This window comes from uncultured Campylobacter sp. (assembly GCF_938017615.1).
GTDB lineage: Bacteria > Campylobacterota > Campylobacteria > Campylobacterales > Campylobacteraceae > Campylobacter_B.
Window position 1 is genome coordinate 1 of sequence record NZ_CALIJA010000009.1, and the last position, 18,803, is coordinate 18,803.

The 18,803-nt window shown below is 46.9% G+C and carries 19 protein-coding genes and 1 pseudogene; 4 read left to right on the top strand and 16 right to left on the bottom strand.

The genetic code is table 11. From position 1 onward, the window contains the following. Positions 1-354: 354 nt before the first annotated feature. Positions 355-1,776, bottom strand: a complete 1,422-nt coding sequence (locus tag Q0620_RS00370) for a Do family serine endopeptidase (RefSeq protein WP_298782692.1) — start codon at positions 1,774-1,776, stop codon at positions 355-357. A 168-nt stretch (positions 1,777-1,944) separates the two neighbouring features. On the opposite strand from Q0620_RS00370, the gene Q0620_RS00375 reads away from it, so the two are divergent. The 3 genes from Q0620_RS00375 (at position 1,945) to Q0620_RS00385 (ending at position 5,301) form a co-directional block, all read left to right on the top strand. Next, positions 1,945-2,859: a DnaJ C-terminal domain-containing protein gene (locus tag Q0620_RS00375; protein ID WP_298782694.1), complete on the top strand. Its 915-nt coding sequence runs from the start codon at positions 1,945-1,947 to the stop codon at positions 2,857-2,859. Between the two features lie 12 nt (positions 2,860-2,871). Next, entirely contained in the window at positions 2,872-3,183 is a 312-nt protein-coding gene (locus Q0620_RS00380) for a helix-turn-helix transcriptional regulator (protein ID WP_291937486.1), read from the top strand. 486 nt (positions 3,184-3,669) lie between these two features. Continuing rightward, positions 3,670-5,301: a cation:proton antiporter gene (locus tag Q0620_RS00385; protein ID WP_297880647.1), complete on the top strand. Its 1,632-nt coding sequence runs from the start codon at positions 3,670-3,672 to the stop codon at positions 5,299-5,301. A gap of 293 nt (positions 5,302-5,594) precedes the next feature. Here the strand turns inward: Q0620_RS00385 and Q0620_RS00390 are convergent, their stop codons facing one another. The 10 genes from Q0620_RS00390 to rseP all read right to left on the bottom strand — a co-directional run bounded on the left by Q0620_RS00390 (position 5,595) and on the right by rseP (position 12,393). Continuing rightward, positions 5,595-6,455 carry a hypothetical protein gene (locus Q0620_RS00390; protein WP_298782697.1) on the bottom strand — a complete coding sequence of 287 codons (861 nt, stop codon included), beginning with the start codon at positions 6,453-6,455 and terminating at the stop codon, positions 5,595-5,597. A 39-nt stretch (positions 6,456-6,494) separates the two neighbouring features. Continuing rightward, the gene (locus Q0620_RS00395; RefSeq protein ID WP_298782699.1) at positions 6,495-6,698 is read right to left on the bottom strand and encodes a hypothetical protein; all 204 of its coding nucleotides are present in this window, start codon (positions 6,696-6,698) and stop codon (positions 6,495-6,497) included. A 264-nt stretch (positions 6,699-6,962) separates the two neighbouring features. Then, positions 6,963-7,544: a class I SAM-dependent methyltransferase gene (locus Q0620_RS00400; RefSeq protein WP_298782701.1), complete on the bottom strand. Its 582-nt coding sequence runs from the start codon at positions 7,542-7,544 to the stop codon at positions 6,963-6,965. Positions 7,545-7,546: 2 nt separating this feature from the next. Beyond that, the gene (locus Q0620_RS00405) at positions 7,547-7,771 is read right to left on the bottom strand and encodes a hypothetical protein (RefSeq protein ID WP_298782703.1); all 225 of its coding nucleotides are present in this window, start codon (positions 7,769-7,771) and stop codon (positions 7,547-7,549) included. A gap of 205 nt (positions 7,772-7,976) precedes the next feature. Further along, positions 7,977-8,504, bottom strand: a complete 528-nt coding sequence (locus Q0620_RS00410) for a hypothetical protein (protein WP_298782705.1) — start codon at positions 8,502-8,504, stop codon at positions 7,977-7,979. 132 nt (positions 8,505-8,636) lie between these two features. Further along, entirely contained in the window at positions 8,637-9,161 is a 525-nt protein-coding gene (locus tag Q0620_RS00415; protein ID WP_298782707.1) for a hypothetical protein, read from the bottom strand. Beyond that, positions 9,154-9,837, bottom strand: a complete 684-nt coding sequence (locus tag Q0620_RS00420; protein WP_298782709.1) for a hypothetical protein — start codon at positions 9,835-9,837, stop codon at positions 9,154-9,156. The genes Q0620_RS00415 and Q0620_RS00420 overlap by 8 nt, the downstream gene beginning before the upstream one ends. 191 nt (positions 9,838-10,028) lie before the next feature. After that, entirely contained in the window at positions 10,029-10,295 is a 267-nt protein-coding gene (locus tag Q0620_RS00425) for an ABC transporter ATP-binding protein (protein WP_298782711.1), read from the bottom strand. Positions 10,296-10,642: 347 nt separating this feature from the next. Further along, a complete protein-coding gene (locus Q0620_RS00430; RefSeq protein ID WP_298082818.1) occupies positions 10,643-11,281 on the bottom strand; it encodes a YggS family pyridoxal phosphate-dependent enzyme in 639 nt (212 codons plus the stop codon). After that, the gene (gene rseP, locus Q0620_RS00435) at positions 11,278-12,393 is read right to left on the bottom strand and encodes an RIP metalloprotease RseP (protein ID WP_298782713.1); all 1,116 of its coding nucleotides are present in this window, start codon (positions 12,391-12,393) and stop codon (positions 11,278-11,280) included. Before rseP ends, Q0620_RS00430 begins: the two co-directional genes overlap by 4 nt. Positions 12,394-12,618: 225 nt before the next feature. On the opposite strand from rseP, the gene Q0620_RS00440 reads away from it, so the two are divergent. Next, the gene (locus Q0620_RS00440; RefSeq protein WP_298782715.1) at positions 12,619-12,789 is read left to right on the top strand and encodes a hypothetical protein; all 171 of its coding nucleotides are present in this window, start codon (positions 12,619-12,621) and stop codon (positions 12,787-12,789) included. Between the two features lie 274 nt (positions 12,790-13,063). Here the strand turns inward: Q0620_RS00440 and pgsA are convergent, their stop codons facing one another. From pgsA to Q0620_RS00465, 5 genes and pseudogenes are all read right to left on the bottom strand, one after another. Further along, the gene (gene pgsA, locus Q0620_RS00445; protein ID WP_298782720.1) at positions 13,064-13,621 is read right to left on the bottom strand and encodes a CDP-diacylglycerol--glycerol-3-phosphate 3-phosphatidyltransferase; all 558 of its coding nucleotides are present in this window, start codon (positions 13,619-13,621) and stop codon (positions 13,064-13,066) included. Next, positions 13,618-14,397, bottom strand: coding sequence for an enoyl-ACP reductase (locus tag Q0620_RS00450; RefSeq protein ID WP_291937459.1), 780 nt, complete (start codon positions 14,395-14,397; stop codon positions 13,618-13,620). The genes pgsA and Q0620_RS00450 overlap by 4 nt, the downstream gene beginning before the upstream one ends. Further along, positions 14,398-15,294, bottom strand: a complete 897-nt coding sequence (gene dapA, locus Q0620_RS00455) for a 4-hydroxy-tetrahydrodipicolinate synthase (RefSeq protein WP_297880386.1) — start codon at positions 15,292-15,294, stop codon at positions 14,398-14,400. It abuts the gene before it with no gap. Next, positions 15,287-16,540, bottom strand: a complete 1,254-nt coding sequence (locus Q0620_RS00460; RefSeq protein ID WP_298782718.1) for a pitrilysin family protein — start codon at positions 16,538-16,540, stop codon at positions 15,287-15,289. The genes dapA and Q0620_RS00460 overlap by 8 nt, the downstream gene beginning before the upstream one ends. 1,013 nt (positions 16,541-17,553) lie before the next feature. Further along, positions 17,554-18,606, bottom strand: a pseudogene (locus Q0620_RS00465) (quinone-dependent dihydroorotate dehydrogenase); the annotation flags it as partial. Positions 18,607-18,803: the final 197 nt, after the last annotated feature.

Here is an 18,803-nt window from a genome sequence, read left to right on the forward strand (position 1 = left end):
ATTCCAAGTGAAAACAAAAGCAAAATTCTAAGAATTTCAAGCGAAAAATCTGGGCTTTCAGTTGTGTTTGAAATGGCAAAGGGCTTTTGGAGCTGTTTAATTAAAATAACAGAGGGCTTTCAGAGGTGCTTGAAATAACAGAGAGCTTCCGGTAGCTTTAATGCTGCCGGAAGCCCTTTTTATAGTTTATGTATCTCTTACGCTCGAAAGCTCGAAATCTCGCTTACAAAAAGTCCAAAACCTCAAAAGATTCTGTTAGCTTATTCGCATGTTCCGTAATGCTTTGTCCTGGGCTCGCCGCGGTTAAATTTTAACGCTTTCGCGTTTCTCGCCGCTAAGCTTAGTGGACCAAGCTTAGCGGATTACAAGACCTTGCGGAATTCCGCGTCTGATAACCCAGACTAGGGTCTTTTTGCCCTTGTAATCTTTGATGTATCGATCGAAGTCGTCTGAGCTTTTGACATCGTTTTGACCCACTTGGATGATCACGTCGCCTACCTCAAAGCCGTAATCATCGGCTTTTGAGCCATCTTTGACGCTTAAGACGAGGGCACCCGAGACATCGTCGTCGAGGTTATATTTGCGGCGCAAGCTGTCATTTAACGTCCTTAGCTTTAGCCCCTCTATTGCGCTTTTTGAGTCCTCGCCGGCTGAGCCTAAGGTGGTGGAGTCGGATTTCATCGCGTCTAGCTTGATAGTCGTGCTCTTGCTTTTGCCGTCGCGCTCAAATTCTACATCCACTGAGCTTCCTGGAGCCATTGAGCCGATTAAATTTTTTAGCTCGTTGGCGTTTTTGATAGATTTGCCGTTTATTTTGGTAATCAAATCGCCGCGCTTGATGCCTGCTTTATCGGCAGGCATGTCTTTTTCGACGCTTGAGATTAGCGCGCCCTCTTTGCTTTCATAGAGCTCTTTTTGATCTTTAGACATATCTGAGATCGTAACGCCTATAAAGCCACGCTCGATCTTGCCGTTTGTGATGAGCTTTTCAGCGATCTCTTTTACCATATTTGAAGGGATCGCAAAGCCTACGCCGTTATTCCCGCCGCCGCGACTTAAAATAGCGGAATTTATTCCCAAAAGCGCACCGCGGCTATCCACTAGCGCGCCGCCTGAGTTGCCCGGATTGATCGAAGCGTCGGTTTGGATGAAATTTTCATATTGATTTAACCCGATATTGTTTTTATTTAGCGCCGAGATGATGCCTTGAGTGATGGTGCCGCCCACGCCGAAAGGATTTCCGATAGCAAATACAATGTCGCCCTCCATAGCCTTGGACGAGTCGGCAAATTTAACCGCAGAGAGGTTTTTTTCGTCGATTTTGATGATCGCAAGGTCGGTTTTAGGATCGGTGCCGATTACCTTGGCTTTATATTCCTTATCGCCTTCTAGTAGTGTAACTACGATCTCGTCGGCGTTTTCTATTACGTGATTATTCGTTACGATATAGCCGTCTTCAGAGATGATGACGCCAGAGCCTAGCGAGCTTCCCTCGCGCTCCTGCTGCTGCGGAATGTCAAAGTCGAAAAATTGCTTAAAAAACGGATCGTCAAACATCTGCGACATCGGACTATTGCCTGCTTTGATCTTGGTTTTAGTTGCGATATTGACGACGGATTTTTTTACGTCCGAAAGCGAGCTGTGATACGAAAGCACCACGTCTTGATTAAAGCCCGGATTTACGCGCTCATAATTGCTTGGAGCTTCTTTAATGTCGATACTAGCGCCAAAAAGCGCACCTGCTAAAGCTATCGATATGATGATCGATTTTTTCATTTTTGCTTCCTTTGTGATAATGAAATTTTGGCAGAATTATAAATTTTGTCCGCTAATATATTCTTAACGCAAAATTAAAATTTATAAATAGAATTTAGCAAACTTGATTGACACTCACTAAAGTTTTATGATATAATCTACATAAATTTTAAGATTTTAAGGATTAAAATGGCAAGTACAAGCAGTTTATACGAAACCTTAGGCGTGGATAAATCAGCAAGCGCCGAGGAGATTAAAAAAGCTTACCGCAGGCTAGCTCGCAAGTATCACCCAGATATCAATAAAGAACCAGGAGCTGAGGATAAATTTAAAGAGATCAACGCCGCGTATGAAATTTTAAGCGACGAGAAAAAGCGCGCGCAGTATGACCGCCACGGCGACGAGATGTTCGGCGGACAGAATTTCCACGATTTCGCGCAGGGCTCGGCAAACATGGGCGATCTAAACGACATCCTAAACAGCATTTTCGGCGGCTCTTTCGGCGCAAAAAGCGCAGGCTCGCGCGGTGGATTTAGCTTTAGCACATTCGGCGGTGGCGAGGGTTTTAGTGGCTTTAGCGGCAGTAGTTTCGGTGGCGGCTTTGGCGGCACACAGAGCCTAGATACGCACAGCTCGATTGAAATTCCTTTTGAAACCGCGATACAAGGCGGTGAGATGAGCGTGCGCGTGGGCGGCGAGACGGTTAAATTTAAAGTACCCGCAGGCATTAACGCAGGAGAGAAACTTCGCATCAGAGGCAAGGGGCAAAAATCAGGCGCTCAAAGCGGCGATCTAATTTTGGAAATAAAAATCGCGCCAAGCGCCGAGTACAGCCGCGAAGGCGACGATCTTTTCAAAAAGATTGACGTGCCTTTGAAAACGGCGATGTTTGGTGGAAAAGTAGAAATTTCTACGCCGAGCAAAAGCGCAACAATAAAGATCGCAAAAAATACCAAAAACGGGCAGAAATACCGCCTAAAAGGCTACGGCGTGCAAAACCGCAAGAGTAAAATTTTAGGCGATCTATACGCGGTGGTAAATGTCGTTTTGCCCGACATCGATTCGCTGGACGAGGACGTCAAAGCCGCGCTGCAAAAGCTATAAGGAGGCATCAAAATGCATGATTACGATGAGCCGGTTTATCTCATATCGATAGTTTCAAAGGTCCTAGATATCCATCCGCAGACGTTGCGGCAATACGAGCGCGAAGGACTCGTAAGCCCGGGGCGCACGGAGGGCAAGATGCGCCTGTACTCGGCGCATGATATGGACCGCATACGTATGATTTTAAACCTTACAAAGGAGCTTGGCGTCAATCTTGCGGGCGTGGACGTGATCTTTCGCCTGCAAGAAAGGATCGCCGAGTATGAGCGCGAGATCGAGGAGCTGCGAGCTAAAATTTTAGAGCTTGGCGGAGAGACAGACTAAGGTTTGCGAAATAAAAATTTTAAAGCTCAGCAAAAATCAGATCCTGGTGCTATAAGCTGAGATTTTAATGCTATCAAAAAGCAAGATCGCCTCGTAAGCGTAGATTCAAGCGATAAATTTTGATTTTCAGAGAGGATTTGTGGGCGCGTCAAATTTAAAGTTGCGCTAAGCAAACCCAAGTAAATTTACTTGCGATTAAATTTAAAAGCCGTCTTATATAATTTAGCTTTAAAATTTAAAATTTCAAGCCGCGTTAGATTTTAAAATTTTGTCGCGAGCCTCTAAATTTAGCGATAAAGTGCGACATAATTTCTCTATTTTTAAGCGGGATTTTAGTAAAATCACATTATGAAATTTACCCGTAAATTTATATGAAAAGATAGATTTCATCGATTATCGCCTCCGGTAAATGGTCGCGGATAATGTAAAATTTGACAATAAATTTAGCGCTAAATTTTATGCACAATCTTACAAAAAAGGGAGTTAATGGAGCTTGTTATAGAGCTATTTCTTGCGATCACCGCGCTTGCGATAGTGCTAAATATCGTCTTTAAAATTTTTGAAATTCCCACCATCATCGGCTATATCGTCGCGGGCGTGTGCTTTTCGCAGATCTATAGTCTAAGCAGTGTCGAAAACGCCCATATGTCCGAGCTGGCGGAATTTGGCATCGTCTTTTTGATGTTTACCATCGGGCTTGAGTTTAGCTTCCATCACCTGATGAGCATGAAAAAGGACGTGTTTTTTAATGGCATACTCCAAGTGCTTGGCACCGGTATTATTCTAGCGCTCATCATCGATCAAGCTTTCGGCGGAAACATAAAAACCGTGATGATTATCGGGCTTGCGCTCGCGCTTAGTTCGACGGCGATCGTGCTAAAAACGCTCAACGAAACAGGCGAAATCAACCAAAACTACGGGCGCAAGGTGCTTGGCATCCTGCTCTTTCAAGACCTCGCTGTCATTCCCATTTTACTGATGATTGACATATTCGGCTCGACTGACAATACCCCCGTGAACTATCTAATCTTAAAAACCGCCGTAAGCGCCGCCATAGTGGTAGTGATCCTTTTCGTGCTCGGTAAATTTGCTTTTAACCGCTTCCTCTACTACGTCGTAAGGACAAATTCTAAAGAAATTTTCATCGCGACCATCCTTTTTACCGTCGTGGGGGCTAGCTTTTTGGCGCATGTTTTTGGCTTTTCATACACGCTGGGCGCATTCATCGCGGGTATGCTCATCGCAGAAACCGAGTATAAACACGAGATAGAGGCCGATCTGACACCGTTTCGAGACATACTGCTGGGACTTTTTTTTATCACGATCGGCATGCAGATAAATTTTGAAGTCATCGTCTCGCACTATGGGCTGATCCTGCTCGCTATTATCGTTATAATGGCGCTTAAAACGGTTATGATTTACGCGATCTTATTTCTCTCGACCGGCAAAAGGATAGCGCTAAAAGCGGCGCTATCGCTATGTCAGATAGGTGAGTTTGCGCTTGCGATCTTTTCGCTACTGATGAGCCGCGATATGCTAAGTAAGGAAAACGGGCAAATTTTAATTACAGTCGTAACAGCGACGATGATTTTAACGCCGTTTATTCTTAAAAATTTAAACAAAATCGCCAACCGTTTCGAGTCTAAAGTTGAAAAGCTCGAGGATGAGGAGCATAAAACTCAAATCCCGCCGATGAAAAATCATATCATTGTAGCAGGCTACGGCAGGATAGGGCAAGAAGTTGTGCTACGCCTTAAAGATCAGGGGCTGCTATACGTAGTCGCCGAGAGCGATTTAGAGCTTGTGGATCTGGGCAAATCGCGCGGAGAGAATATATACTTTGTAAATATAATGCAAAAAACTGCGATAGACGAGCTGCATGCGCGCGATGCGTCGGTCATCATCCTAACGATCGCAAATCAGCAAAAGCTCGACATCGTCGCTAAGATGCTAAACGGATCTAATTTAAAAGCAAATATCATAGTGATGCATACGGGTGCCGATCCACAAAGCGAGCTGCAGAGCGAATACGGCGAAAATTTTATCTTCGTAAAAAAGGAGAGAGTAGTAGCCAATGCGCTTTTACAAGAGGCGCTGAAATGCAAGCTAACGCAGTAGCCTTGAGCGTTTAAGATCAAATTTAAACGCATTTGCTATGCCTAAAATCTCCACGCTCTTTATTTTCTTACTTCTATACTCAGCTAATTTAAAGCGTTTTAATGAACGTAGATAAATAGATATATTTAAATGGTGGGCTTGCAAATTTAAAGACGCAAAGTGCTCTGCTTTGGATTGATTTAAATTCTAAATTTAAGCTGTCATTCCACAGCAAAAGGATACTCCGACAAGGATCTGCTGAAAGAGATTTGAGCGATAAAGTTATTTAAAAATTCGTTTAAATTTTACTAATTTCACTCTTTTATCTCTTTATAAACGCTTAAGTTGCGTGCTAGGCAAACAAGGATAGTAATAACGGACACAGGCGTCACTGCTAGAATATAAAATAAGCCAAAAAATAGCCCTATATCGCTAGATTCACTACCGCCGCCGGCAAGCCATAACGCTATAGCCATAATGGGATAATACAAAACCAATGTCATAATCGCAAAATTTTCTATCGCGAAAATCGTATTGCTTTTTTCGGGATTTTCTACGAAAAGTTTACTGTATCTGCGTTTTGAAAAGAGAAATATAATCGTGCAAACGGCGCTAACTATAAACGCCCAGTGTAATTCATACGAATCTGGTGAAAATAAAATCAAAAAAACCGTTGTCGCAAAACTCGCGAAAGCAAATCTGATCAAACGGTGAAGTTGATATTTTTGCTTTAAATTTTTTGCAATTTGTTCTAGAGCTTTGCCGTACTCTAGTGCCTCCTCTTTTCTTTGGATAGATTCTGTTTCAAGGCTCGCGTCATTAAATTTTTGCTCAAATTTAGCGGCTTCATCTTGGGTAGCTTGCGCCTCGCCGTTTGTTTTGTTAAAATTTTGCTCGCTGGAAATTTTATCAGCGACCGCTCCGCCGATTTTTGTCTGCGATTTTGGTGCCGATAGATACACGGTCTCATCGGCGTCAAATTCCGGATTTGCGTTATATGTTGTTATCGCCACCAAAATAGCGATAAAAATAGCGGGTATAATCTGACGCGTATCCCAGTCTATGTGATATTTTATCTGTAAATAAAATCCGATTAAAGCATAAAGGACGTAAAATATCGCAGCCACATGTATCCATAAAGGCTTTATCTGCATCGCTAAATAAAAGCAGGGCATATTTTTTATACTTCAGCCTGTTTAGGCAGACGAGTATATTTATCGTAGATAGCGCGAGCATGCATAAAAAGACATTATGGGCGCATCATGTACAAACGTAAGAAACACGACGATATAAATCAGGAAGGTCAAAAGCGTCCCGAAAAGCAGATATCTACAAAAGCGAAATCTATCGTAGCTTTTTAAAATTTCTTGCGGAATTTGGCTGATGTCCGCGGGGGTTTTGTCTTTTTGCGTTTGCATTTTACCGCCTTTCTCGGTTATTTTAGCTCAAATTTTGCTTTTTTACTCCGTAGCGTTTTAAATTTAATGAAGCGAGTTTTTTGACTTGCTTCTTTTTTAGCGGACAAGCAATCCCGATTTTGCATTAAATTTTTAAAAATGAATACTTACCGGCTCCTGCAATTTTATCGATAAAATTTTTAGCAGGCTAAATTTACGCTTCATTTCTAGCTAAATTTAGCTTCAAAATTTATCCTGCTTCATTCATAAAATAAGGCAACTAAGCTAAAGCTCATCCGTTTTATCCACCCGCACGAACGCCCAGTGCATAAAATCCCGCTTTGGCTCGTATTTGCCGCTGTTAAAATACTCCGCCAGCCGCGCCTCCTCAGCTTCGCTTAGCTCGCCGCCGAGCATCCAGCGCGTCTTTTGCACAAACTCCTCCGCACTTTTCGCTCCGCCGCCGTGACACCAGGCTTTAATATAGCCAAGGCTCGGCAGATAGCCCATTTGAAACAAGATGTTTAAAAGATAGACGAAGCCTGGCTTTTGCTCCACTTCGCGCCCTATCGCATCCAAAATTTCATCATCCACGAAGCTGCCGCCCACCTTAAACGTGATGTAAAGCGATTTTTTAGTCTTTGAAAGAAGCTTTTTAAGCGCGGCTTTTAGATCGTCCACCTCAAGGCAGCGCGAAGCAAAAACCACGTCGCACTCAGGCACGTCAGACCAGTCGTCCTCAAAGGCTTTTTGCGCAAATTTAGCGTTTTTCGCGCCGTAAGCTTTAGCGTTCTCGCGGGCAAACTCTAGCATCCTCGGCGAAAAGTCGTAGCCGTAAATTTGATCCGTCTTTTTTGCCGCCAGCACGCTTAGCGCCCCGCTCCGCACGCAAAATCAAGCAACGTAGAAACGTCCGCAAAATCGACCTTATCTATAAATTCTTGCGCGTAGGCGCTTTTCATCACGCCTTCGTTGAAGCTGGGCGCCTTTTTGTCCCAATGCTCGGCCAGTTTTTTGCCGAATGAGCTTTTTGCCTTTTGCGCCTTATAAAGCGCGTCAAAGTCGATCTCATCGTAGTTTGAAGGTAGAATCATAATTATCCTTTCCTGAATTTATCGGGCAGATCGCACCGGTTTTCGTTAAATTTTAGCGTAAATTTATGCGCCGCGCCTAAACCCGCCTGAAATTTCAAACTGCCCGGCGAAAAGTACTAAGGCAAGCCCATCCCTGCGTATTTTATCTGCTCTAAATTCTTTAAATTTTCACCGAATGATCGTAGCTAAATTTTAAAAAGTCCGCTCATAAATCAAAATTTTTAGTTTGTCGTCCACGCTTGTTCGCTCCGCATTTAAATCGCTGCTTGGATTTATTGTAAGCCTCCAGCCTAGCCGCTATCACCTTTTGCATCGCTTGATTTTTCCTGTTTTTGGCTAAAATTTGCAGCCTCCTTTTGCCGATGCGTTTGTCGGCGGCCTTTAGGATATTTGCAAGCCCCCATTCATCGGCACCAAAGTGCTTTGCAAACAACTCCTCTTTGGGCGTATCGATATATTCGCGGATAAGCTCGCCGATGTCGCTTATGTCGTTACCATACGGATAAATTTTCGTTAGAGCGCCCTGTGCTAGGCTTTTTACGCCGCCGCTTTTTAGCACGAAATCCTTCGGGTAGTCAAAAATAATCTCGCCCGCAAGCGTGATAAAATATCGCGGCAAATCCGTGCTGCCGTGCCTGCTTTGCATCCGATAAACCGTGCAGTGGAGCTTAAAATCAATGCTTTCATCCACAATTTCGTAAAGCCGTTTTTGAAGCTTGCTCCAGCGTTTCATTTTGCCCCCTTTTGTCTATTTTTCGCCTCTTGCGGTTTTGCGCGTAGCTTTTGCTGCCCTTTACGGCGATCGCGCTCGAAGGCTCCGCGCCTTTTCTATTTTTTGCAAATCGCTTTGTAAAATTCTGCCGCGCTAAACGGTCTCCCAAAATCTCGGCTTCGTCTTGATCGCGCTTCGGTTTTTCTCGCGTAAAATTTGCAAAAATTCTTTAAAGTTTGGCGTAAAAATCGAAGCGGCGGGCACAAATTTATACTCGCTCGCGCCGTCTTGTTCGGGCTTGTTTGCGCCGCCACGTTCAAGCTCGCTCGCGCCGCCTGCAAAGCGGATCCGCCAAATCCTAGCATGATTTATCCGTATTTTTGTAACTTCAAGCTCTAAAATTTGCTCAAATTTATACTTCGCCGCGAGCTTCTGTCCGTCAAAAATGTAGATGAAATCCTGATCGAACCAAAGGCTCTCGCATGAGATAAAAAATCGCTCCAACCAAAACAGAAACGGTCGCACGGAAAGCCTTTTTACCTCGCTTATCCCATCTATCGCGGCAAGCTCGCGCGAGCTAAGCCTGCGAGGGTTGCGCCAAAAAAGCGTCCAAATAATCCCGCCCAGAAGTAAGACGCTAAAAATTACGATTAAAATTTGAATTAAAGCTTCAGCCATTTAAAATTCTAAGTCCTTTTATAAATGCAAATTTCGCCTCCGTATCGCCCCAAAACAAACTCCTGCTAAAATCTGCCTCCGCGCCGTTTGCAAGCTCCTCGTAAAGCTTATAAAATCGCCCTTTGTAGGTGCAACCGCTTAGGCAGACGTTGAAAAACGCCTTCGCCGCGTCCTTGCCGCCGAAATAATATACAAAGTAGATCGGGCGCAGATCGAAGGCGCTTAGATTTTTGTTAAATTTAGCCCCGTGCCGCCTCATAAACTCCACCGCCTTTTGTTTGTCCTCAAAAAGCTCAAAAATAGGCAGCGCGTAATCCTTGATAGCCGCGCTAATCTCACGCACGCTGGGTTCAAAGCTAGCGCCCGCGAGCTGCCAGTCGCGAAACTGCCTGCGCGGCGTGAGATAGCTCAGATACGATACGAAAACAAGGTCGGTCGAGTAGGACAGCTCCTCTTGCATCAGCTTTTTTAGGCGCTTGCAGTAGATCGCGACCTGCGGCAGGATGCTCACGCTACCGGAGTAGTTGCGCATGCTGGAGCTAAAATAAATCTCAAATAAAATCTCCTTGTTGCTTGCGAGCTTTGTTAGTTTTTGCCCCTTTTGCGTGGGCTTGAAGTCCGTGAAATTTGCTGCGATCTCGGCGCAGCCGTTTAAAAATATCTCTCGCGGAGTCATGATTTTCCTTTAAATTTATCGTTTAAATTTAGACGTTTTGCTCGCTAGCAATTCGGTTTGCCGCTTACGTTACCGCAGTCGCGGCCCATGCGGCATTTTATAGACGTGCCGTTTTGCTGCCGAAAACCATATAATGCGCGCAATTTTACCCCAATTCGGCTAAATTTAACGGCGCTACGCGCCCGTAAAATTTATAATCTATCCTCGTATCTTTCGTAGTTTATGCCGTAAATTTTATCGATATTTTCGGCGTTTATGAGCCGGTCGCTGCGCCCGAAAGCTAAAATTTCGCCGTCTTTTATAAACAGCGTCAAATTTGAAACGAACTTCGCGTGGCGCGGGTAGTGCGTCGTCTGCACAAAGGTGTAGCCTTCATCGCCTAGCGCCTTTATCATCTCGAGCAACTTGATCTGATTGCCAAAATCCAGCCCATTTGTCGGCTCGTCCATAAAGATCACTTTCGCGCCCTGAACCAGCGTGCGCGCGATGTACGCCAGCTGCCGCTACTTGAAATTTCGCCTTTTAAGATTCTGTCTTTATATGGATTGCGCTTAGAATTTTATATCGTCGCGTTTTTGAAATTTGCGTCGTTGCGAATAAATTTTATCGAGGTTTAAAATTTGATGCCGTGTTGTTGCGCTGCGTAAAATTTCAATAACGCGCTAAATTTAAGTAGCACGTAAAATCAAGCATTGCGCTAAATTTCAAGTTATGCGCCGAATTTAGCTTGCGCGGCAAATCAAGCGCGCTGCCTAATAAAAGCGGTATAAAATTTGCTCGCGCGCTAAGGCCCGTCCCTCGGGGCCTAGGCGTATAAAATTCTACCCAGGCGGATCATGTTCGAGCCGCATTTGATCGCGAGCTCAAAATCATCGCTCATCCCCATCGAGCAGATCCGCGCGCCGTGCGGCACGAGCGCATCGAAGATCTCGCGGCTCGCCTCGAAGCTTCGCGCGATCTGCGCGGGCTCGCTCACGTGCGCGCCGATGCTCATCACGCCGATTAAATTTAGATTTTTGCACTCTTGCTTGATGCGCAAAAACTCCTCCACCGCGCGGTTTTTATCGAGCCCAGTTTTGGAGCTCTCGCCCGCGGCGTTGATCTCCAGCAGCGTATCTAGCGGATAAGTTAGCCGCTTATTTACGGCAAGCGCGAGCTCGCAACTGTTGCAGCTCTGCCACAGCGTCGGGCGCAGAGCGATGAGCTGATTGATTTTGTTGCTTTGCAGCGTGCCGATGAAGTGCCACTTTAGCGGCAGCTCGCGCAAGGCCTCGCTTTTGCGCTTTAGCTCCTGCACTCTATTTTCGCCGAATGCGATCTGTCCTTGCGAATACAGCTCGCGCACCTCATCCGTGCCTACGTTTTTGCTTACCGCGACGAGCTGCACTTCGCCCGCGCCTGCTTTCGCGGCCTCAATGCGCTTTAAAATTTCATCCAGTCTCATTTGTAAAATCCTAAAATTCTAGCGAAATCATTTAGCACCGTAAATATCATTAAAAGCGCTAAAATCCCCATGCCTACGTAGCTGGCGCCTACGAACACCCGCTTTGGTACGGGGCGGCGGAAGATGAGCTCAAATAGATTAAATGCGATGTGCCCGCCGTCGAGTGCTGGGATCGGAAAGAGGTTGATAAGCCCTAAATTTACCGATATTAGCGCCACGAGCGCGAGCAGAACCGCCGCGCCGTAATCGACCGCCTTTGAGGTGATGTCGGTGATAGCGACGATACCGCCCATCTCCTTAGGCGAAACGACGCCGCTGGCGAGCTTTTCGAGCCCTATCAAGATGAGCTTTGATGCCTCCACCGTCTGATCCCACGCGAAGCTAAGCGAGCTCGCGCCCTTGTGATATAGCGTCACGGTCGCGTTGTAATCGGGTGAAATGCCGATGAGCGGCACTCTAATGCTCTCGCGCCAGATGGTTTTTTTCTCGCCGAGCTTCGGCGTGAGCTGTAGGCTCATCCGCTCGCCGCCGCGCATGATTTCTAAGCTTAGAGGTGCTGCGGTTACCTGCCTTGAGATGTCGTCCCACTCGCGGATCCGCTTGCCGTCGATTGATAAAATTTCATCATTTAGCATTAGCCCTGCGCTTGCCGCGGCGGAGCCTGGCGAAATTTTGCCGACCTTGGGCGCTAGCTTTTCGACGCCGATGTAGCCCAGCGCGATGTAGATTAAAAACGCAAGCAGCAGGTTAAAAAACGGCCCCGCAAAAAGTATGATTATGCGCGCGATCGGACCTTTGGAGTTGTAGCTATCAGGGTCCGCGCTTACTGCGGCGGGATCCAAATCCTCCTGCCCCTTAAGGCTCACGTAGCCTCCCAGCGGGATCGCGCTGATGGCGTACTGCGTCGCGCCGATGCGCTTGGTAAAGACCTTCTCGCCGAAGCCCACGCTAAAGACGTTCACCCCCACGCCCAGCGCCCGCGCCGCCAAAAAATGTCCCAGCTCGTGGAAAAAGATGAGGAAGCTGATCGCCAGCACCGTGACCATAAAATTTATCGAGTAAAAATAAAATCCGACCGCGAGGATCGCCAGTGTTAAAATTATGCTTTTCAAATTTCAGACCTTTGTAAAAAATAGGCTAAGCTTACTATGATTTTGCAAATTTTAAGCTTAGATCGCCGTTTAAAGCCTTAGCTCGCTTTTTTAACTTGGTTGGCTTTTTGAGCTTAGCCCGTCGTTTCGGGATATAAATTTAACTAAATAAAGGGCGTGCGGCGGATGGAGGACGAGAGGAATTTAAAATTTTAAAAGCGAAATTTTACCGCGAGATTTTGCGGAGTGGATTATAAAATTTTACCGCACGAGGCTTTGTGCTTTGAAATGCCGCTATGCTTTGAAATTTCATTATGTCTTGGCAAGTCGTCATATTCTGAAATTTTGTCGCTCTTTGAAATTCCATTATGTTTTAAAATACTGCCGCACCGCCCTGAAATTTTGCACGGCGGTTAGACGGAATTCTGCGCCGTGAAATTTACGCGGCGGAATTTTATATAACAAAATTTATAGGCTTAGCTTGCCGCCGTACGCTTACAGATTAAGCATCTATAGAATTTTATCTCGCAAATTGATAGTGTTAAATTATAAAATTTAACGCCGCCGATATAGGTGAAATTTCGGGCTGAAATTTTATCGCCAAAACCCGCTTTAAGCGAGCGTTTTGGCGCTCTACGATGCCGATTTTTTCTTCAACTACGAAAGCCATATCTAGTCTAAATTCTAAAATTTAACTCTTTTTCGTAGCCTTAGCATACGCTGCGACGTATTCAAAGCCCGAATATAGCGTCAGTGCGACCGCGATCCAGAGCAGGGCGTTTGCATAGGGCCACTGCATCGTTAGCCAGCCGATAGTGATCATCTGAAAGACTGTTTTTACCTTACCCGCCATCGACGCGGCGACCTCTACGCCGTCGCCCGCCATCGCCACGCGAAGCCCCGTGATGAAAAACTCGCGGATTAGGATTAAGTAGATCGCCCACGGGCTAGCGCGCCCGATAAACATAAGCCCCAAAAAACCCGCAAGCGTAAGCATCTTATCGGCGAGCGGATCGATGATGGCGCCTAGTTTGGTCTTCTGGTTCCAAGAGCGCGCGATGTATCCGTCGAAAAAGTCCGTGACGGAGGCGATTACGAAGACGAGCGCGGCGAAATAATCGATCCAGCTTACGTGCACCGAGCCCACCATGCCGCCGTTCGCATGGCCGGCTAGTAAGATCAGCCAAAAAAACAGCGGCGCCAGCGCAACGCGAAAGCTCGCTAAAATATTGGGTAAATTTAGCATTATTTAAAGGTCGTTCCGCCGTCGACGATGAAGGTGTGCCCCGTCACCCAGCTAGCCTTGCTCGAGCATAGAAATAAACATGCTCCCGCCAGATCCTCCGGCTGTCCCATGCGTCCTAGTGGGCTAAGCTCGGCGGTTTTATCGCGCACCTCTTCGTAGTTCGTAAAGGCCCGCAGCGCGTCCGTTTCGATCGGTCCGCCGCTAACGACGTTTACGCGGATGTTTTTCTCTCCTAGCTCGGTTGCGGCGTAGCGCGCCATCGCTTCGACGGCGGCTTTTGCAGTGCCGTGACCCGCGTAGTTTTCGATATAGACTAAATTTCCCGTGGAGCTAAGCGAGATGATCGAGCCGCCGCCTACCGCTTCCATGCGCTTTGCGGCTTCTTGAGCGCCCACGACGAAGGCATTTACGGTTGCGGTAAAGATATTGTTGATACCGCGCGGCTTTAGTCTCATAAATTTAGTGTATCCGCCCGCGACCGCGCGACCTGAGATGATGGCGTTTGAGATGAAAAAATCCACTCGCGCAAAATCCTCGTCGATCTTGGCAAAGAGCTCTTTGTAGGTCTCGGGCTCTAAGATATTGAGCGCATAAGCGCGCGCCTTGATGCCGTAAGCCTTCTCAAGATCGGCTGCTTGCGAAGTCGCTAGCTCCTCGTTGGAATTATACGTAAAAGCGATATTTGCCCCCGCAGCTGCGAATTCCAAAACTATCGCCCTGCCTATGCCTCTCGTGCCGCCGCTGATAACTAGCGTTTTTCCTTTAAATTCGTTCGTCAATTAAAATCCTTTTATAGTGTATTGTTTCATTACGTTTTCTATTTTTTTGAGGTTTTCCGCGCTCGGCTCGCAAAGCGGCAAGCGGTACTCCAAACTCGGCGTTAGGCCTGCAATATACATCGCCGCTTTGATCGGGATCGGATTGCTCTCGCAGAATAAAATTTTATTGATCGCGTAGAGATCGTCGTTGATCTGCTTGGCCTTTAAAAACTCATTTTGTAGAGCAAATTTCGTTAGTCTCGCCGTGTAATCAGGCAGTAAATTTGCAGTGACCGAGATCACGCCCTTACCGCCGTTACTTAGGATCGGATAGTTGATCGCATCCTCGCCGCTAAGCACGCTAAGGCGCGGCTCGTGCGCGAGTAGATCGACGCATTTATCGATGCTGCCGCTGGCTTCTTTGACGCCGTAGATGTTCTCGCAGTCATTAAAAAGCTTGATGATCGTATCTGCGGCTATGTCGCAGCCGGTGCGACCCGGGACGTTATATAGTAACACCGGCAGATCTACCGAGCTCGCGATCGCTTTATAGTGCAGATAGAGTCCCTTTTGGGTGGGTTTGTTGTAGTAGGGCGCTACGGATAAAATTCCGTCCGCGCCGTGAGCCTGTGCAAACTGCGCGAGCCCGATCGCTTCGTGAGTGGCGTTGCTGCCCGCGCCTGCTAGTACCTTGACGTCCGTGCCCTTGCACGCATCTACGGCGATCTCGATACAGACGCGGTGCTCGTCGTGCGTCAGCGTCGCGCTCTCGCCCGTGGTACCTACGGGTACTACCGCGCTTATGCCGTTTGCGATCTGTCTTTTGATGAGCTTGGAGTAGGTCTGCTCGTCCAGTTTGCCCTCTTTAAAAGGCGTGATCAGCGCCGTCATAGAGCCGATTATGACATTTTTATTCATCGTTTTCCTTTCGTAAGATAATGTTCGTGGAGCTTTTAAGGCTTAGATAGGTTTTCATCACTTTTTTAACCGCGTTTTTATCTAGACTTTTGATCTCGCGCTCCAGCCTAAATAGCGCGTCCAGATCGCCGCGGACGATGTAGCTACCGTACATCTGCGCTACCTTGCTAGCGCTGTCGAGGGAGTAGATCAGATCGCTGCTTAGGGTGTTTTTGATCTTTAACATATCATCGTCGCTTATTTTAGCTTTTTTGGCTTTTTCGATCAGCGCCAAAATTTCATCTCTTAGCGCCTCGCCGCTTACGCCCTGGTTGCAAACGGCAAAGACCATAAATAAATTCTCGTCCTTGGCGCTCATATCGTAGATGTTGATCTGATTGGCGAGCTTTTTCTCATCGACCAGCACGCGCTGCAAAAGCGAGCTCTTGCCGCCGCTAAGATATATATCCATCGCTTTGATCGCCGCGGCGTCAGGGTGGTTAAACGGCGGAATTTTAAAGGCGACTGCAACGATCTGCGCCTCGCTGTTTTTGTAAATAACGCTAAGCTTCTCGCCGTCTTGCGCAGGCTCGGTGCAGTGAAGGCGCGGAATTTCGCCCTTATTTTTTACCGGCGCGAAATATTTTTTAGCCGCATCAAACGCCGCCTTTTCGCCGATGTCGCCGGTGATCAGCAGCACGGCGTTTCGCGGCTGATAAAATTTAGCGTGAAATTCCTTGATATCTTTTATGCTCCAGTTTTCGATGTCCTTGCGAAAGCCGATCGGCGTCCAGTGGTATGGATGGTACAAAAACGCGGCGTTATAGAGCCTGAAAAATAGGTATCCGAACGGATCGTTATCGGTGCGCCACAGCCGCTCCTCGAGTACAACCTTGCGCTCGGGCTGAAATTCTCTGTCTTTGAGGCTTAAGTTTTGCATTATGTCGGCGTAAAGATCTAAGCAGACCTCTAAATTTGAGCTCGCGCACTTGATGAAGTAGTGCGTGTAATCAAAGCCCGTGCTTGCGTTATTCACGCCACCAAAGCCCTTTACGATCGCGTCGAACTCGCCCGCCTTGCGATTTTTCGTGGATTTAAAATTTAGATGCTCCAGCATGTGCGCGATGCCGCTTTTGCCCATCGTCTCGTCGCGCGAGCCGACGTTGTAAAACACGTCCACGCTGATGACGCCGCTGCCTTTATTCATCGGGATGTGATAAATTTGAAGCCCATTTTGCAGCGTGATTTTCTTAAATTTCGGAAACATTAATCTTTTTTCGCCTTTCGTTTTTTGCTTGAGTTTTGCTCTGCGTCTTGGGCGCCGCTCGCTTCTTTGACCTCTTTAAGCTCTTTGGTCTCTTCGACCTCGGAATTTTTAGTTTTGGCGCCGCCTTGTTTTGCGTTTTTGGCCTTGGAGCTTTTGCTTTCTGCGCTACCTTTTGGCACGGCTTTAGTTTTAGAATTTTTACTTTCTATGTCGTTTTTTGACGCGGCTTTGGTCGCGGTTTTATTTTTAGATGCGGTTTTTGTTTTGGCGGTTTTGCTTGCCGCGCTGCTTTGTTTCGCGTTTTTGGCCTCTAAATTCTCGCTCTTTGCACCGCTTTGCGAGAGATTTTTTACTTCGGCGTCCTTCTGCTGCGAGGCGTTATCCTGCGCGGCGTCATTATCCTGCGGAGTTTCCTTCTGTGCGGCGTCATTCTGCGAGGCATCCTTTGAAATTTTACCGCGCTTGGAGCTTACGCTGCTCTTGGAGGTAGTTTTTGAAATTTTATCCGACTTTCGATCCGCGCCGCTTTGCTTTGTGCTTTTAGCCTCTAAATTTTTGCTTTTTACACTGCTTCGTTTTGTATTTTTAACCTCGGAAATTTTGTTCTCCGCGCTACTTTGCTCGATTGATCTTTGATCCGTCGCGACAGCTGCGCTTACTAAGGCGTTTAAATTTGCCGAAGCGCTAGAATTTTTGTCTGATTCGGAGCTTGAGCCCGTTTGAGCGCTTAAAATTTCATCTGCTTGAACGCTCGAAATTTCATCTGTTTTAGCGGCAGAAATTTCGTCAGCTTGGGCGCTCGATATTTCGCTTTTGCCGTCATTTGAAATTCCGTTCGCATCCCTGCTTTCGGGCGCGTTTGAAATTTTATCCGTTTCCTCGCCTTTGCTCGCACTTGAAATTTCATCCGTTTTAGCTTCCGCGTCTTTATTTTCGCAAGCGCGCAAATCCGCACCGTCGCCGTGACTTTCGGCGCGATCGCCTCTCGCGCCGTATCCTTCGCCCGCGCGATCTTTTAAATTCGCCCCGACCGCCTCGCTGATGTTTTTAAAACCGTCTGCGCGCAAAAGCTCTGCCAGCCCTTCGTTGATCGATTTTGCGACGAACGGACCTTTGAAGATAAAGGCGGTAAAAATTTGAACCAGGCTCGCGCCCGATTTGATGCGCTCGTAGGCCTCCTGCGCGCTGTCTATGCCGCCGCAGCTGATTAGGATCGTGCGGCCGAAGAGCTCGCGAGCGACCTGCGCGAAAAGCTCGCGCGATTTTTCGGTGATCAGCCTGCCGCTTAGGCCGCCGAAATCCCTGGCATTGGGGCTCAGCGAATAATCAACGCTGGTGTTGTTTATGATGATGCCGCTTGCGCCGCTTTGCACCGCGCACTCGCACAGCGCGATCGCCTGATCTGCGCTCATATCGGGCGCCAGCTTTAAGACGAGCGGCCTGTTCGTGATCTTTTTCATCGCTTTGATCAGCTCGCTTATGAAGCTGTTTTCTTGCAAAGCACGCAGATTGGGGGTGTTCGGCGAGCTTACGTTGATGATGAAAAAATCGCATAGCCCGTTAAATTTACGGCCCAAGGCTTCGTAATCGCTTAGCGCATCCTCGTTCGAGGTGGCTTTGTTTTTGCCGATGTTTGCGGCGATCGGGATTACAAAAGGATAAATTTTTCGCACGCGACGCTCGATAATATCGGCGCCTTCGTTGTTAAAGCCCATCGCGTTTTGAATGCTCTGCTCGCTAACGAGGCGAAAAAGTCGCGGCTTTTCGTTGCCGCTTTGAGGTCGCGGCGTAAAGGTGCCAAAATCGATGTGTCCGAAGCCAAGAGCGGCCAGCGGCGCGATCATCGTGGCGTTTTTGTCGAAGCCACCCGCGATACCTACGGGGTTATCAAAGCTGAGATTCCATATATTTTGAGTTAAAATTTCATCTTTATAAATGCCGAATTTTGCCAGAGCTTCAAGCCCGCCCGGAGTCGCATAAAGTGCACGAAGTCCGAATTCTGCGATCTTATGAGCGGTTTCTGGATCAAATCGAAAAAAGATTTTTTTCAAGGTATCGTAATTCATAATGTTTCCTCAAATTTTGCATAATGGTAGCTAAAATTTAATTAAATATAGATAAGGAATTCGCGCTGAATTGCAATTCGCGGCGGTTAAATTTAATTTTAGAATTACGCGAGAAATGCAGGTAAAATTTCTACGGCTTGCAATGGGCGGTTTAAATTTACGCAGAAGTTCAAAGATGTGCGGTGTAAATTTTATAA